The sequence below is a fragment of the Cupriavidus sp. 05N38 genome (assembly GCF_056397345.1).
The window spans coordinates 43,558-58,882 of sequence record NZ_JBFTNF010000014.1 but is presented as its reverse complement, the minus strand read 5'-3'; the positions used below and the strand labels follow the sequence as shown (position 1 = coordinate 58,882).

The 15,325-nt window shown below is 69.2% G+C and carries 12 protein-coding genes; 5 read left to right on the top strand and 7 right to left on the bottom strand.

Annotated features, from left to right (window positions below; all coding sequences use genetic code 11):
• Positions 1 to 99: 99 nt before the first annotated feature.
• The 7 genes from AC1DK4_RS13260 to AC1DK4_RS13230 all read right to left on the bottom strand — a co-directional run bounded on the left by AC1DK4_RS13260 (position 100) and on the right by AC1DK4_RS13230 (position 11,058).
• Positions 100 to 555 carry a MaoC family dehydratase gene (locus tag AC1DK4_RS13260; protein ID WP_477116034.1) on the bottom strand — a complete coding sequence of 152 codons (456 nt, stop codon included), beginning with the start codon at positions 553 to 555 and terminating at the stop codon, positions 100 to 102.
• Positions 552 to 1,718 carry an acyl-CoA dehydrogenase family protein gene (locus tag AC1DK4_RS13255; protein WP_441613519.1) on the bottom strand — a complete coding sequence of 389 codons (1,167 nt, stop codon included), beginning with the start codon at positions 1,716 to 1,718 and terminating at the stop codon, positions 552 to 554. Before AC1DK4_RS13255 ends, AC1DK4_RS13260 begins: the two co-directional genes overlap by 4 nt.
• A gap of 15 nt (positions 1,719 to 1,733) precedes the next feature.
• Complete coding sequence (locus AC1DK4_RS13250) at positions 1,734 to 2,933, bottom strand: acyl-CoA dehydrogenase (protein WP_441613518.1); 1,200 nt, start codon at positions 2,931 to 2,933, stop codon at positions 1,734 to 1,736.
• A 72-nt stretch (positions 2,934 to 3,005) separates the two neighbouring features.
• Entirely contained in the window at positions 3,006 to 3,917 is a 912-nt protein-coding gene (locus tag AC1DK4_RS13245) for an SDR family NAD(P)-dependent oxidoreductase (RefSeq protein WP_441613517.1), read from the bottom strand.
• A 167-nt stretch (positions 3,918 to 4,084) separates the two neighbouring features.
• Positions 4,085 to 7,978 (bottom strand): LuxR C-terminal-related transcriptional regulator, encoded by a 3,894-nt coding sequence (locus AC1DK4_RS13240; RefSeq protein ID WP_441613516.1) that lies wholly within the window; start codon positions 7,976 to 7,978, stop codon positions 4,085 to 4,087.
• Positions 7,979 to 8,067: 89 nt separating this feature from the next.
• A complete protein-coding gene (locus AC1DK4_RS13235) occupies positions 8,068 to 9,978 on the bottom strand; it encodes an AMP-binding protein (protein ID WP_441613515.1) in 1,911 nt (636 codons plus the stop codon).
• A 57-nt stretch (positions 9,979 to 10,035) separates the two neighbouring features.
• A complete protein-coding gene (locus AC1DK4_RS13230; protein WP_441613514.1) occupies positions 10,036 to 11,058 on the bottom strand; it encodes a Bug family tripartite tricarboxylate transporter substrate binding protein in 1,023 nt (340 codons plus the stop codon).
• Positions 11,059 to 11,578: 520 nt separating this feature from the next.
• Here AC1DK4_RS13230 and AC1DK4_RS13225 point away from each other — a divergent pair.
• The 5 genes from AC1DK4_RS13225 to AC1DK4_RS13205 all read left to right on the top strand — a co-directional run bounded on the left by AC1DK4_RS13225 (position 11,579) and on the right by AC1DK4_RS13205 (position 15,306).
• Positions 11,579 to 11,911, top strand: a complete 333-nt coding sequence (locus AC1DK4_RS13225; RefSeq protein ID WP_441613513.1) for a hypothetical protein — start codon at positions 11,579 to 11,581, stop codon at positions 11,909 to 11,911.
• Between the two features lie 53 nt (positions 11,912 to 11,964).
• Complete coding sequence (locus tag AC1DK4_RS13220) at positions 11,965 to 12,540, top strand: DUF2889 domain-containing protein (RefSeq protein WP_441613512.1); 576 nt, start codon at positions 11,965 to 11,967, stop codon at positions 12,538 to 12,540.
• 114 nt (positions 12,541 to 12,654) lie between these two features.
• Positions 12,655 to 13,641 (top strand): Bug family tripartite tricarboxylate transporter substrate binding protein, encoded by a 987-nt coding sequence (locus tag AC1DK4_RS13215; RefSeq protein ID WP_441613511.1) that lies wholly within the window; start codon positions 12,655 to 12,657, stop codon positions 13,639 to 13,641.
• A 71-nt stretch (positions 13,642 to 13,712) separates the two neighbouring features.
• Positions 13,713 to 14,879: a thiolase domain-containing protein gene (locus tag AC1DK4_RS13210; protein ID WP_441613510.1), complete on the top strand. Its 1,167-nt coding sequence runs from the start codon at positions 13,713 to 13,715 to the stop codon at positions 14,877 to 14,879.
• A gap of 28 nt (positions 14,880 to 14,907) precedes the next feature.
• Positions 14,908 to 15,306: a Zn-ribbon domain-containing OB-fold protein gene (locus AC1DK4_RS13205; RefSeq protein ID WP_441613509.1), complete on the top strand. Its 399-nt coding sequence runs from the start codon at positions 14,908 to 14,910 to the stop codon at positions 15,304 to 15,306.
• Positions 15,307 to 15,325: the final 19 nt, after the last annotated feature.

Genomic DNA, 15,325 nt, shown 5'->3' with positions numbered 1-15,325 from the left:
TGCCCCGCGGGGCAGCGGGTCTTATAGGAAAAAACGGCGCCGCACGGGCGCCGGTTTTCATGCTGGGAGGACGCGAAGTTCCGTCCGTCAGCCCGATGCTCAGGGATACCGCCTCAAAATCGATTCCGCAATGCAGACCGGCTTGCTGCCGCCTTCGCGCTCCACGAGCATCTCCAGCTTGAGCTGCGCGCCACCGTTGTCCAGCGGGTCGAACGACACCAGCCTGAAATGCGCGCGCAGCAGGCTGCCGACCGGAACCGGCGCGGGAAATCGCACCTTGTCCAGGCCGTAGTTGACCCCGGTGCTGCTGTTCCTGATCTTGTAGGCGGTATGCGAAAACGCCGGCAGCAGGCTCAGCGTGAGGAACCCGTGCGCGATCGGCGCGCCGAACGGCCCGCTCTTGGCACGTTCGGTGTCGACGTGGATCCACTGGTGATCGCCGGTCGCATCGGCAAACAGGTTGATGCGATCCTGCTCCAGCACCAGCCATTCGCTGGTCCCGATGGATTCGCCGACCAGCGGCTTCAGGTCACTGATGTTCTCGTAGATCTTCATGCTTGCGTTTCCTCTTCGCCCAGGGATGCTTGCAGCGCGCGCGCGTTGCAAGCCTCATGCAGGTCTGCGTTGCCGAACAGCACGTCCGCCACCACAGCGCGTTTGAAGTAATGGCCCACGGTGTACTCCTCGGTCATGCCGATGCCGCCGTGCAGCTGGATGCCCTGCCCGCTGACATAGCGCGCGGCGCGGCCGATCAGGGCTTTGGCCTGCGACACCGTGCGGGCCAGCTCGGCCTCGCCGTCGTTCTCGATCGAGGCCAGCAGCGCGTACAGCATCGAGCGCGCCACTTCGAGTTCGGCTGCCATGTCCGCCATGCGGTGCTGCAGCGCCTGGAAACTGCCGATGGGCACGCCGAACTGCTTGCGCACCTTGAGGTACTCGGCCGTGATCTCGATCGTCTTCTCCATGCCGCCGATCAGCTCGGCGCACAGCGCGGCGATGCCGTGCGTGAGGCCGTGGCGCAGCGCAGCCTGTGCGCCGCCGGCGTCGCCGAGCAGCGCGTCGGCCGGGACGAACACCTGGCGGAACGTCACCTCCGCGGCCCGGCTGCCGTCATGCAGCGGCAAGGCCACCGCCTGCACGCCGGCAGCGTCGGCCGGCACCAGGAACAGGCTGCACAGCCCGACCGAGCCGGACTTGCCGGGCAGCACCGCTGACACGATAAAGGCATCGGCATCGCCGCCCCCGAGCACCAGCGTCTTGGTGCCCTGCAGGTGGTAGCCGCCGGGCGCCGGTTCGGCGCGCATCGCCACAGGTTCCGGCAGACCGCGCGACTCCGCTTCGCTGTAGGCCAGTGCGAAGCGGCGCGACCCGTCCGCCAGCGCTGGCACCAAGGCGTCCAGCTGCGCGGGGCTGGCGGCCGCCGCCAGGGTCTGTGCCGCCAGCACCGCGCTGCCGAGGTAGGGCTCCACCACCAGGCCGCGGCCTAGTTCAGTGGCGATCAGCACGGTATCGATGATCGAGCCGCCCAGCCCCCCGGCCGCCTCCGGCAGCGCCGCCGCGAGCCAGCCGTTGTCGGCAAAGGTCGCCCAGTGCCGGGCGTTGCAGGTCTCGGCGGACTTGACCCGCGCCGTGCGCGCCTCGAAGGCGTAGTCCCTGTCGACAAAGCGGCGCACGCTGTCCTGCAGCAAGCGCTGTTCGTCAGTCAAATTGAAATTCATGATCGGTCAGTGCCTTCAGAGTTGGAACATTGACTTTGCGATGATGGAACGCTGCACCTCACTGGTACCGCCATAGATCGTCGAGGCACGGCGGAAGAACATCTCGTTGGTGATGCCGCGGGCGACGTCCTGGCCCGGCAGCGGCGCCGCGGCATCCCCGTCCTGCGGCGTCGGATATGCCACGGCGCCGTGATCCCCCAGCGCTTCGGACAGGAAGCAGCTCATCTTCTGCTGCAGCTCGGTGCCGCGGATCTTCAGGATCGATCCCATCGCATGCGCGGCGGGACTGTGGTCCTCTTCGAGCGCCGCCACGCGCTGCACCAGCGTGGCAATCGCGGCAAGCTCCGCCTCGAAGCGAGCCAGCTGCAGCGCAAACTCATGGCGCTCCAGCAGCATGCTGCCGCCCGGATGGCGGTGCGTTGCCAGCGCGCGGATCTGCGTCAGGTAGCGGCGCAGCATCGGCAGGTCGGCGGCGGTGGCGTGTTCGTTGTTGAGCAGGAACTTGGTGATCTTCCAGCCTTCGCCCTCGGCGCCCACCAGGTTCTTCACCGGTACGCGCACGTTGTCGAAGAAGGTCTCGTTCAGGTGGTGGCAGCCATCGATGGTGACGATCGGGCGCACGGTGATGCCCGGCGTCTTCATGTCGACCAGCAGGAAGCTGATGCCGGCCTGCTTCCTGACCTCGGTATCGGTGCGCACCAGCAGGAAGATCCAGTCCGCGCGGTGCGCGTAGCTGGTCCAGATCTTCTGGCCGTTGACCACGTAGTGGTCGCCGTCGCGCACGGCGCTGGTGCGCAGCGATGCCAGGTCGGAGCCGGAGCCCGGCTCGGAGAAGCCCTGGCACCACTGCCGTGCGCCGCTGAAGATATGCGGCAGGTGCTCGGCCTTCTGCTCGGGCGAGCCGAAAGCGTTCAGCACCGGGCCAAGCAGCTTCTGCGCGCCGGTGTCCTGCGACGGCGCGCCGACCGCCGTGCATTCCTCGTCGAATACCAGGCGCTGCATCACGCTCCAGCCGGTGCCGCCATGCTCGGTGGCCCAGTAAGGCGCGCCCCACCCCTTCTCGTTCAGGATGCGCTGCCAGCGCGTGAGCTCCGGCTTGGGCGAGCGCGTGCCGATGCGGATGCGCCCGCTCAGTCCGGCGGGCAGGTTCTCGCGCAGGAAGGCGCGAACCCGCTCGCGGAAGGCCTCCAGGCCCAGGTCACGTTGAAAATCCATGCTTTGTCTCCTCGGACGCGGCTGGCAGGCCCGCCAGGGCGATTGCCGCCGCGTCGGCTTCAGGGCTGGTGGTCAGACCGGGTCCCAGCCGAACACATCGCGCGACAGGTCCAGCTTGAAGAACGAGCCCTCGAACATCGGGATGGCGCGCTCCACGCACGACTCCACGGTCCAGCCTTCGCTGTTGTGGGCGGTGCGGATCGGGCGCGGCTGCGAGAACAGGTAGACCTCGTTGTTGCGCACGCCGAAGATCTGGCCGGTAACCTGCTTTGCCTGATCCGTCAGCAGCGCGAGCGTGAACGGCGCGATCTTGCCGGCTTCGAGGCGCATATTGATCTTCATGCGCTCGGCCGCTTCCGGCGTGTTGGTCGGGATGCTGCCGACCATGCGCGTGAACGCGAACGGCGCGATGCAGTTCGAGCGCACATTGAACTTCTGCATGTCCACGGCGATGGACTTGGACAGGCCGACGATGCCGAGCTTGGCCGCCGCGTAGTTGGCCTGGCCGAAGTTGCCGATCAGTCCGGAGGTGGAGGTCATGTGCACGAAGGCGCCGCCCTCCTGCGCCTTGAAGTGCGGCGCGACGGCGCGCGAGACATTCCAGCTGCCCTTCAGGTGCACGCGGATCACGGCGTCGAAGTCGTCCTCGCTCATCTTGTGGAAGATGATGTCGCGCAGGTTGCCGGCATTGTTGACCACGCCGTCGACGCGGCCGTACAGGTCCAGCGCCTGTTGCACGATCTTCTGCGCCGAGGCCCAGTCGGCCACGCTGTCGGTATTGGCGGCGGCCTCGCCGCCGGCCGCGCGGATCTCGTCGACGGCCTGCTGGGCCGGTCCGGCGCTGCCGCCGGAGCCATCGATATTGACGCCGAGGTCGTTGACGATCACCCGGGCGCCCTGGCGCGCGGCTTCCTGCGCAATCCCCTTGCCTACGCCGGCACCCGCGCCGGTCACGATGATGACTTTCCCTTCGAGCAAGCTCATGTTTGATACTCCAGAATGGATCGATTTGTTCAGGCTATCGGCAGGCTGGATGGGTTGCTGCCTCGGTGAACATGATTGCGGCCGGCACGCCGGCGAGCACTCCCCAACCCGGGGGGCGCTCCAGAACGGTGCTTATGGAGCGGGATACAGCGCTGCCCCCCGCGCAATCACGCCTGCGCCGGCACCGTGGCGCTCAGGTCGCGCATGCGCGCTGCCGCCCCGCCGCGGCCGCCGACACCGAGCTTGGCGTAGATGTTCTTGAGATGCCATTTGACGGTCTCGGCCGAGACATTGAGCACCTTGGCAATCTTCTTGTTTGACATCGCCTGCGCCACCAGCACCAGGATCTCGCGCTCGCGCTCGCTCAACGCGGCCATGGGGCTCGCGGCCCCGCTGTCGGGCACCTGTTCCTGCCGCGCCGCGGCGCTGCCCGACGCCTGCTGCAGGCGCTCGACGTAGAACGCCAGCACGGGCTCGCCCACGGCGTCATGGACAAGGCGGCTGAACCGGTCGGGCGTGCCTTCCAGGACATCGAGAAGCGTCCGTGTCAGCCCGAGCCGGTGGCCTTCGCGCACGGCGTGGACGAAGTCCTGGCGCGCGGCCTGCGCCTCGCCGAGGCCCAGGCGCGCGATGGCGAGCTGCAGCCGCAGGCTGACCGCGCCCAGCGCCTGCTCGCTGCCGGCGAGCAAGAGCTGGATGCGCTCGATCGCGTTGGCATAGTCCTTGGTGTGCAGCGCCATGTCGACGCCGGCGCGCGCGGCCGCCCGCGCAGTCTGGGCCGCCCGCTCCGGGCCGGCCCCGGCATAGCGCTCCGCCAGGCCCTGGATGCACTCCAGCACCACATTGGCGCGCTCCATCTCGTCGCGCTGCAGATGGCGGCGCAGCCGCAGCACCAGCGCCTCGGCAAGCAGCCGGTCCAGGCCGTAGCGCACCGCATACGCCTCGAGCCGGTCCAGGTAAGCCAGCGCCTGCGCATGGCGGCCCGCGAGCCAGTGCGCATTGGACAGCACCAGGCAAGCGCGCAGCACGATCTCCGGCAGCGACACGCGCTCGAGCACCTCGATGCGCGGCTCGAGCAACTGGCAGGCTGCCTCGGTTTCGTTCAGCTCATACAGGGTATCGGCCAGCAGCCCGGCGGCCATGCAGGCCAGGCCAACGTAGGCGGCACCGTGGCGCTCGGCTTCTTCCATCACCTCGCGTACGATCTTGCCGGCCAGCTTGAGCTTGCCCTCGCGCGCCAGGCTGATGGCATGGATGCAGCGGCCGAGCTGGCCGCTGCGCGGCGCGCCGGTGCGCATCTCGGCTTCTTCCAGCACGCTGCGGGCCAGGCCGTAGTCGCCGCGCGCGGTGAGAAGCCATGACAACACATTGCCACGCGAATGCCAGGCAAAATCATCGATGTCGTCCGGCACGTCCCACAGGCGCGGCAGCATGGCCGTCGCCGCGTCGGTGTTATCCAGTTGCAGGGCCAGCCCAGCCCGCAACAGGCACAGCGTGTAGCACTCGCGCGCATCCAGCCGGTCCTGCTGCGATTCCATCTGGTCCAGGCTGCGCTGCAACTGGTCGAAATCCCGGGCGTAGAGCTGCAGATAGGCATTGACGACATGCAGGCCGAAACGCCCCTCCACCTGCTCCGTCGGCAGCATGCGCATCAGCCCCGCCACCTGGTGCAGCTTGCCGCGCGACAGCAGCGCGTGCGCGCAGCCTTCGACCATGCCCGCCGCCATGTCGGCGTGGCCGGCGCTGACGGCATGGAACACGGCCTCGTCCAGGTGCCCGCGGCGCTCGAACCAGCGCCATGCCGCGGCGTGCAGCGCGCGCTGCCCGGCCTCGCCGCGGCCGGCCAGGCGGTCGAGCAGCGTTTCACGCAGCAATGGATGGATGCGGTACCACGTCTCGTGGTCGGCACCGTCTTCCGAGGTGATGAACAGATGGTCGGCCACCAGCCGGCCCAGCCGGGACTGGATCTGGGCAATGCCCGCAAGGGGCCCGACAATGTCCGCGCAAAGCGGTGCGCTGAAGCGCTGGCAGATGGCCACGCTGACCAGCATGTCCAGGTCGGCCGGTGCCAGCCGCGCCAGCACCTCGCGCCCGAAATAGCCGGCAAATGCGCCGGTATCCTGCATGCGCGTCAGCGCGGACCTGCCGCCCTGCCGCGTGCGCAGGTCGACGGCAAAGAGCTGCAGCCCCGCCACCCAGCCGTCCGTGAGCGCATGCAGCGCAGCGGCATCGCTGCTGCCGATGGCGCCGAGCTGCTCGCGCAGGAAGCGTTCCGACTCGTCCTGCGTAAAGCGCAGGTCGCGCATGCCGAACTCCGCCACCGTGCCCTGCAGGCGCAGCCGCTCCATCGACAGCTCCGGCGCGCTGCGCGAGCTGAACACCAGGTGCAGCGGTGGCGGCGCATAGTCCAGGAGCCATTGCAGCGCCTGCAGCACGCGCGTGTCGGCGATCTGGTGCAGGTCATCGATCATCAGCACCAGCGCGCGCTGTCGCTGGGCCAGCGCCTGGACCAGCGTGATCACCCAGAGTTCGATGGCGGCCTCGCTGCAATCGGCGCCGACCACCTGCGCGGCGGCGGCGGCGGCGCCGGGGTCGGCTTCGCCGATGCTGGCCAGCAGGTAGTCGAAGAAACGGGCGGGCTCGTTGTCCTCCGCCGCCAGCGACAGCCAGCACACGTCATACCCGAGCGGCAGGATGGCCTTGCGCCACGCCATCAGGGTGCTGGTCTTGCCACTGCCGGCATGGCCCTGGATCACCACGCAGCGCTGGCGGCGCGCTTCAAGCAGCCGGTTCAGCAGCGCCTCGCGCGGCATGAGCTGGCGTGCGCCGCGCGGCGGCTGCACCCTGATGCTGGCAATGGGTCGCCACTCAGGCGCAGGCACCGCGGTGCCGCCCGTTCCCGGCAAGCGCTCTGCGGATGACGCATCCGCCAGCAATCCGGTCGGGCCGGCGGCGGCGGGCACGTGCCCCGCGTCAGCCGAGCCGCGGATCCATTGATACGCGGTGCCCGTGCCGGTCTGCATGGCGGACTCGATGGCCGCGAGCAGTTCGGGAATGCCGGCGGGAAAGCCGGCCGGGACGCCCCCCGGCCCCTGGCCCTGCGCATCGCGCAGGAAGCGCTGCACCAGGCGCAGCCAGCTCGCCACGCTGGGCGCGAGCTGCACGCTGATGCGCGGATGCTGCCGCAACCAATGCTGCAACGATGCATCGTAGTGGCCGGCATGGCTGACCGCCAGCACCAGCAGCCGGCATCCGGGCCCCGCCGCGGCGTCGGCCCGGTGCAGGAACGTCGGCCATGCCTCATCGCGGACGATACCTGCCGGCGCATCGGGCAGGCTGCCGTCCAGCATCGTCAGCGCCGTCATCAGCGAGACCGCGAGGCTGCGCTGATGGGCCGGCAGCGAACGCATGTGGCAAGCGCCCTGCCGCGCGGGCGGCACGGCCACATCGCTGTCGCCCGCGTCTGCGATCGACAGCACCAGCGCATGGACGTGCGGCGCGGCATGGAGGGCAATGACTTCCTGCCTCATGACGGATGGTGCCATGCCATCCCCGGCGCTGGCGTCGGGGGGAACCACGCCGCCCGGGGCGATCCGTTGCGGCGCGGCGCCGGCAAGCTCCTGCGCCGGCATGCCGTAGCCGTGACGGCTGGCGCCGGGCTTGAGGCCTGCCGCGCGCCAGTGGCGCGAGACGCTGGCCGCGCTCACGCCGAGTTCGGCGGCAAGGGTGCGGGTGCTCCAGCTGCGTGGCGCTTCTGCGTTCTCGCAATGGGTCAGCATCGCCAGGCGGGCAACATCCACCTTCACCGGCGGCGCGCCGCGCGGCAGGTCCTGCAGGATCCCGCCCAGTCCCGCCATCACAAAGCGCTCGCGCCAGCGTGCCACCTGTGCCCGGCCGACGCCGAGTTGCGGTGCAATTTCCTTGTTCTGCTCGCCATCGGCGGCCAGCAGGATGATGCGCGCGCGCTGCGCCAGCCGGGCCGGCGCGTCGGCGGCGCGGGTCAGCGCCTCGAGATCGGAGCGTTCCTGCTCCGTCAGGGTGATTCGGGGGGCAACACGCATGGACAGCCTCTGCGGATTGACGATGGCTTGGAGCCATGGAAATGCGATAGCGGTGCGTTGGCGCACCGCCGGCAGGACGCTTCGGCGCCTCAGCCCTGTGCCGCAACGGCGGCGGGCACGGGCTCCTGGTACAGCGTTTCGATCAGCGGCTTGCGGCGTTCGCGCGTGGTGGCCTGGTTGATGTAGCCCTTGTCGGCCACTTCATTGGCATCGATCGACGCCGGCTCGGCCATCAGCAGCACGCGGCGCACCTGTTGGCTGACGCCGCCACCGGCGCCGTTGCGCAAGCGCTGTTGCACGGCCTGCAGCACCAGCGGATGCGATACCAGCGCCGCGGCGCCCAGGGCGGCCAGTTCGGGTGCCAGCGCCTGGCAGGCCACCACGTTGGGCCATGCCAGCGCCGCCACGTAGCCCCGGTCATGGCCGCAGATCACCGCGTCGGTCAGCAGGGGCGCGCATTGCTCGAGCAGCGCCACGCGCACGGCGCCGGTGCGCACCCAGGTGCCGTTGACCAGCTTGAAGTCCTCCACGCAGCGCCCGGCATAGCGCAGCCCTTCGGCCGGCGCGTGCGCCACCGCCAGCCGCACGGCATCGCCCATGCAGTAGAAGCCCTCTTCGTCGAAGGCGGCTCCGGTCAGGTCCGCGCGACCGAGGTAGCCCTTGAACAGATTGCGGCCGCGCATGCGGATTTCATAGCGGCCGTCGCCGCCATCGAGCGGCACCAGCTTGACTTCGACGCCGGGCGCCGGCATGCCGAGGTTGCCGGTCTCGTCGGTCGGCCGGCTGAAGTTCAGGCCCATCGCGGTGGTCTCGGTGGCACCGAAGCCACTGGTGAACAGGATGCGCTCGCCGGTGATGCGCTCGGCCAGGCCCTGGAAGCGCGCATAGACGTCGGCCGGCAGGCTGGCGCCGCCGAAGCTGACGAACATCAGCCTCGCAAAGAAGGCGCGGGCCAGTTCGTCATCGCGCTCCAGCTCGGTCACCAGCATGGCCCATGCCGCCGGCACGGTGGCGAACATGGTCGGCGACACCTCGCGCAGGTTCTGCAGCGTGCGCGCGAACTGGCCCGCCACCGGACGCCCGTCGTCGATGTAGTAGGAAGCACCCAGCACAAAGGCACGGCCGAGGTTGCCGACACCGCCGAAGACATGGCTCCACGGCAGCCAGTCCAGCACCACCGCGCCCTGGTAGACCGGCGCGGCATGCGCGAACAGGAACTGGCCGATCAGGGCCTGGATGCTGGCGTAGGAGATCTCCACGCCCTTCGGCACACCGGTGGAACCCGAGGTGAAGAAGATGCGCGCGGTATGCTCGGGCCGCACCGCGGCATGCGCGGCCTCGAGCCGCGCCAGGCGCTGCGGCGTCAGCGCGGTTTCGCGCAGCGCCTCCCATGCCACCTGCCCCGCGGCCGCGCCCTCCACCGCGATGACCGCCCGGGCCGGCACCGCCAGCGCATCCAGCGCACGCGCAAACTGCGGCGCCGACTGCACGAAAACCGCCGCTGGCGCCAGCAGCTGGTGGATATCCCTGAGCCGCACGAAGTCCTTGCTCTGCAGCGAATACGCGGCGGAGGTCGCGGCACAAGGGATGCCGGCATATTCGGCGGCCGCGACCAGCAGCGCATGCTCGATCGAATTGCCGGAAAGGATCATCAGCGGCTGCTGGCGCGACAGGCCCATCTCCAGCAAGCCGGCCGCCACGGCCAGCATCTGCCGGTGAAAATCGCCCCAGGACAGAATGCGCCACGCGCCGGCGCTGTCGCGCTGGGCCAGCGCAGTCTGCGCGGCGCGCTGCTGCGCCCAGCCCTGCACGAAGCCGCTGAACCCCAGATGGGGGGATGGCACCGGCTCGGTGGCCGCGCGCAGCAGCAGCGTGCCGTCCGGCCGCGCCACATGGATGGCGTCGGCCGTGCGCAGCGCGGCATCACGGTAGCGAGGCGACGTAGCGGGCATGCCGTGCGTCAGGGCGGCCTCCGTGGCTGGGTGGCGATGGTTCAACATTGTCTTCAGTCTCCTCTGCTTGCGCCCTGGACCTGTCATCTCCAGGGCCGATATCGGTCAGTCGATGGTGGCGCCCGAGCGCTGGATGGTGGCCTTCCATTTGCTGCGCTCGGCCTTGACGAAGTCAGCGAACGGCTGAGCGGACATCGGCAGCGGCACGCCACCCATCTTGTGGATGGCATCGACGGCCGCCGGGTCCTGCAGCATGCGGCCGATGCCGGCCTGCCACCTGGCTACGACAGCGGCCGGCGTGCGCGCCGGGAAGAACAGGCCGATCCACGAAGTGGACTCCGCCTCGGGGTAGCCGGCCTGCGCGATGGTGGGCACCTGCGGCAGCGCCGGCAGGCGCGTGGCGCCCGTTACTGCCAGCGCGCGCAGCTTGCCGGCCTGGATCTGCGCCAGCGTGGACGCCGGATAGTCGAAGGTCATGTCGACCTGCCCGGCCAGCAGGTCATTGATGGACGGCGCGCTGCCCTTGTACGGGACATGCACAAACCTGACGCCGGCCTGCGCCTGGAACAGCTCGGCGGCCAGGTGCGTGCCGGTGCCGTTGCCGGCGGAAGACACGGTCAGCTTGCCGGGATTGGCCTTGGCAAAACCGACCAGCTCCCCGACGGACTGGTACGGCAGCCGGCTGTTCACGACCAGTACATTGGGAATGGAAACCAGCCCCTGCGCGGCGACGAAGTCCCTGGCCGGATCGAAGCGCAGCGCCTTGTACAGGTACTGGTTGCTCGCCATGGTCCCTTGCGTGCCCATCAGCACCGTGTATCCGTCCGGCTCGGCGCGCGCCGCCAGTTCGGTGGCCAGGTTGCCGCCCGCGCCGGGACGGTTGTCGACAATGACGCGGATGCCGGCATCACGCGTCATGCGCGCTGCTACCAGCCTGCCCAGCTGGTCGGTGATGCCGCCAGGCGGCCCCGGCACCACGAGCGTGACCGGCTTTTCGGGATAGGTGCCCTGCGCCTGTGCGGGCTGCGCTGCCCACGCCAGGGCGCCGGCTCCGAATGCCGCGGCACAGGTAGCGGCCAGTGTCCACTTACACAGGCGCCAGCACCGTTTTACAACGGATCTTTGCATTTCCAGTCTCCATTTCAGCGCCGGTGCTCCGGGACGGTGCCGGGCAGCCGAGGTGCGATGTGTTCTTGTCGCTCATCTTTCATCTACGAGCATTCGGAGCAATCCACCAAATGCCGTACTTAAAGATACTACGCCATTTCGTACTTATCTACCAGTGGTCGTAGAAATGACGGATATGTTCCACCTGAGCGCAGGCACGGCGCGACACGGCAGTGACCTGGTGGCGCCAAAAGCACCCCCGGAAGGGCTACGCCACCCTGTACCGCTGATAGCGGGGCTTATCCCGCGGCGCGTGGCTTATCCCGCGTCCGCCCCCCTTGGTCGAGTGGGGGCGAATGCCGGGCCGCTGCGTGACACTGTTCCGAAGATTCCGCAGCCCCCAGCCAGAAGCGGCTGCCAACGACGAGACCAGCCCATGCAGTACGACGCACCCCTCACCCCGGCCCCGCCATCCCTGCCGCAATGCCGGCCGGCGCCAGCGCGCCAGACGCCGCAGGCCCTTACGCCGATGGAGCGGCTCATGGACCTGTTGCAGGAGGTGCGCCAGTTCAGCAGCCAGCTGCAGCGCAAGGCCAGGCAATCGGCCCGCGGCGCCGGCGGGCCGGCCTATGCCGATGCATTGCACACCATGCTGTGCGACCGCATGCGCAGCGGCGATGCCCGCATGCGCATCGTCTGCTACGCGTCGGCGGCGGAACTGGGCGTGCCAGTGGAACTGCAGCCGGAACACTGCCGGCAGGCCATGAGCGGCGGCCGGGGCTTCCCCTTGCGCGTGCTGTTCTGGGCCGCGCACCGGCGCGTGCAGGCTGCCAGACGGCCGCGCCGCCATGCGGCGGCACAGCCGTGGAACTGAAGCGACCGACCGAATTGCCGCCCGCGCCGCGCGCGCGGGCATGGAGCCCGACCATGATGACCAGCACGACTGACCGGACCGCCATCCACACGCGACAGGTGACCTGCCACGGGTACGAGCGCAGCGATGGCATGCTCGAGATCGAGGCCGAACTGCGCGACCTCAGCCCCACCGGAACCGACCTGTTGTTCAAGCAGGTGCCGCCGGGCGGCGCCATCCACCATATGCGCATCGTGGTGACGATGGACCGGGCGCTGCTGATCCACGACGTGAAGGCCGTGATCGAAACCGGCCCGACCGAGTACTGCCGCGCGATCGAGTCTGCCTACGCCGGCCTGATAGGCCTGCAGATCCGCGGCGGCTTCCGCCAGCAGGCCAGGGCGATCGTGGGCGGCGTGCGCGGCTGCACCCATCTGACCGAACTGCTCGGCCCGCTGGCCACCACCGCCACGCAGACCACCATGGCCATCGGCCGCCGCGAGCGCAAAGGCCGCTGGCCGGGCGAGGGCACCGGGCCCATGCCGAAGCCCGTGCTGATCGGCAGCTGCCACACCTACCACGAGGACGGCGAGGCGGCGAAGCTGCTGTGGCCTGTGCACCGGCGCGTGCCGGCCGCGCAGGACGCCTGATCACTGGCGTCGGCAGCGCGGCGCCGCTGCCGAGGCCGCATGACGCGCATCGCGCGCTACCAGCAAGCCGGGCCGCCTCGGGCACCTGGCCGCTACGAAAACCACGGAGAAGACATGAGCTGTTTTGCAGAACGGGCCCGCGGGCCTTTGCGTACGTTGCTTGCGTTGCTCTGCCTGCCCGCGCTGCCAATGCCAGCCGCGGCGCAGGCGTATCCGGAGCGGCCGGTGCGCATCGTCTCGATCACCAGCGCCGGCACCGGCGCCGATGACTACACGCGCCTGCTGGCCAGGCACCTGGGACAGAAACTCGGGCAGAGCTTCGTGGTCGAGAACAAGCCCGGCGCGAACATGATCCTGGCCTGCGACTATGTCGCCAAGTCCGCGCCGGATGGCTACACGCTGCTGCTCTCGGCGTCCGGCGCCATGGCCGCCAACCCCTTCCTCTTCAAGCGGCTGCCCTATGACCCGCTGAAGGACTTCGTGCCGATCGCGCGCATGTCGGTGATTCCGGTCGCGCTGGTCGTGCCGGCCACCTCGCCGTACCGCACGGTGGCCGACCTGGTTGCCGCGGCCAGGGCGAAACCGGGCACGCTTAACTTCGGCACCTCGAGCACGGGCTACCGGACCATCCTCACCGCGTTCAACGACGCCGCGAAGATCCAGGCCGTGAGCGTTCCCTACAAGGCCATGAGCACGCTGCTGCCCGACCTGATGAGCGGCGTGGTCGACTACGGCGTCGTCGAGGTATCGGCCGTGGTGCCCCACGTGCAGTCGGGCAAGCTGCGCGCGCTGGCGGTCACCGCCAACGCACGCATGCCGCAGCTCAAGGACGTGCCCACCATGGCCGAGGCCGGCATGCCGGCGGCAGCGGTGAACAGCTGGACCGGCCTGTTCGCGCCGGCCGGCACGCCGCAGGCTGTCGTCGACAAGCTCGCGCGGTACACGCTGGAGTTCGTGAACTCGCCGGAGGCGCTCGCGCACTACGGCGCGCGCGGCAGCCTGGCCTTTCCCGCGAACGGCGCCGAGCTGCGCCAGACCATCGTCGCCGACCAGCAGATGTGGAAGCGCCTGATCACACTGGCCGGCATCGAGCCGGAATGACGCACGCGGCGTTTGCCGGCCGCACGCCAGCAACACCTGTCCTCCCCCCCTACTGACCCAAGGAAGCAAGCATGAGCATCAAAGGCAAGGCCTATATCGTCGGCGCCTATGAGCACCCGACCCGCAAGGCACCGGACAAGACCGTGGCCCAGCTGCACGCAGAATGCGCCAGGGGCGCGCTGGAAGACGCCGGCCTGACACTGGCCGACGTCGACGGCTACTTCTGCGCGGGCGATGCCCCGGGCCTGGGCGTGCTGAACATGGTCGACTACCTCGGCCTGAACGTGCGCCACGTGGACTCCACCGAGACCGGCGGCTCCTCTTACCTGGCGCACGTCTCGCACGCCGCGCAGGCCATCGCCATGGGCAAGTGCAACGTGGCGCTGATCACGCTGGCGGGACGCCCGCGCTCCGAAGGCTCCAGCGGCACCAAGCCGCGCAACTGGGGCGACAACCTGCCCGACCTGCCCTTCGAGGCACCGTACAGCCCGCTTACGGTCAATTCGTACGCCATGGTCGCCATGCGCCATATGTACGAGTACGGCACCACCAGCGAACAGCTGGCGTGGATCAAGGTGGCTGCTTCGCACCATGCCCAGCACAACCCCAACGCCATGCTGCGCGACGTGGTGACCGTGCAAGACGTGCTGAACTCGCCGATGATCTCGGACCCCCTGCACAAGCTGGACTGCTGCGTGGTGTCGGACGGCGGCGGCGCGCTGATCGTGGCGCGCCCGGAAATCGCGGCGAAGCTGAACCGGCCGAAGGTCAGGATCCTTGGCGCGGGCGAGCATGTGAAGGGCCAGCTGGGCGGCAAGGTCGACCTCACCTGGTCCGCGGCCCGCGCCTCCGGTGCGGCAGCCTTCGCCGAAGCCGGCGTCACGCCCGCCGACATCCAGTATGCGTCGATTTATGACAGCTTCACCATCACGGTGCTGATGCAACTCGAAGACCTGGGCTTCTGCAAGAAGGGCGAAGGCGGCAAGTTCGTCGCCGACGGCAACCTGATTTCCGGCATCGGCAAGCTGCCCTTCAACACTGACGGCGGCGGCCTGTGCAACAACCACCCGGCCAACCGCGGCGGCATCACCAAGGTGATCGAGGCCGTGCGCCAGCTGCGCGGCGAAGCCCACCCGGCCGTGCAGGTCAAGAACTGCGGACTGGCGCTGGCACAGGGCACCGGCGGCCTGCTGGGCTCGCGCCACGGCAGCGCCACCCTCATCCTGGAACGCGAATAACGCCTGACTGCAGGCATCGAGCACAGCCATGACCACACCCTACACCCCTACCCCATTCAAAGCGCCCGCCGAGCATCCCGACAACACGGAATTCTGGGCCGCCGCGCGCGAAGGCCGCCTGCTGGTGCGCCACTGCGACAGCTGCGGCAAGCCCCACTGGTACCCGCGCACGCTGTGCCCGTTCTGCCTGGGCACGACGCACTGGAAGCAGGCCAGCGGCCGCGGCACGATCTATTCGTTCAGCGTCACGCGGCGCGCCGGTCCGACGCCGTTCTGCATGGCCTACGTCGCGCTGGACGAAGGCGTCACGATGATGACGCAGATCGTCGATTGCGATCTCGACACGGTCCGGATCGGCCAGAAGGTGCAGCTGCGCTTCTCGCCGTCGGACGGCGGCGCGCCGCTGCCGACCTTCACGCTTGCCTGATCCGGCCAGCGGTTCCTGC

Bases quoted from the DNA above. Each gene is read 5' to 3' on its own strand.
- AC1DK4_RS13260 (WP_477116034.1), bottom strand. From the start codon at position 555: ATGAAGATCTACGAGAACATCAGTGACCTGAAGCCGCTGGTCGGCGAA.
- AC1DK4_RS13255 (WP_441613519.1), bottom strand. From the start codon at position 1,718: ATGAATTTCAATTTGACTGACGAACAGCGCTTGCTGCAGGACAGCGTG.
- AC1DK4_RS13250 (WP_441613518.1), bottom strand. From the start codon at position 2,933: ATGGATTTTCAACGTGACCTGGGCCTGGAGGCCTTCCGCGAGCGGGTT.
- AC1DK4_RS13245 (WP_441613517.1), bottom strand. From the start codon at position 3,917: ATGAGCTTGCTCGAAGGGAAAGTCATCATCGTGACCGGCGCGGGTGCC.
- AC1DK4_RS13240 (WP_441613516.1), bottom strand. From the start codon at position 7,978: ATGCGTGTTGCCCCCCGAATCACCCTGACGGAGCAGGAACGCTCCGAT.
- AC1DK4_RS13235 (WP_441613515.1), bottom strand. From the start codon at position 9,978: ATGTTGAACCATCGCCACCCAGCCACGGAGGCCGCCCTGACGCACGGC.
- AC1DK4_RS13230 (WP_441613514.1), bottom strand. From the start codon at position 11,058: ATGCAAAGATCCGTTGTAAAACGGTGCTGGCGCCTGTGTAAGTGGACA.
- AC1DK4_RS13225 (WP_441613513.1), top strand. From the start codon at position 11,579: ATGGACCTGTTGCAGGAGGTGCGCCAGTTCAGCAGCCAGCTGCAGCGC.
- AC1DK4_RS13220 (WP_441613512.1), top strand. From the start codon at position 11,965: ATGATGACCAGCACGACTGACCGGACCGCCATCCACACGCGACAGGTG.
- AC1DK4_RS13215 (WP_441613511.1), top strand. From the start codon at position 12,655: ATGAGCTGTTTTGCAGAACGGGCCCGCGGGCCTTTGCGTACGTTGCTT.
- AC1DK4_RS13210 (WP_441613510.1), top strand. From the start codon at position 13,713: ATGAGCATCAAAGGCAAGGCCTATATCGTCGGCGCCTATGAGCACCCG.
- AC1DK4_RS13205 (WP_441613509.1), top strand. From the start codon at position 14,908: ATGACCACACCCTACACCCCTACCCCATTCAAAGCGCCCGCCGAGCAT.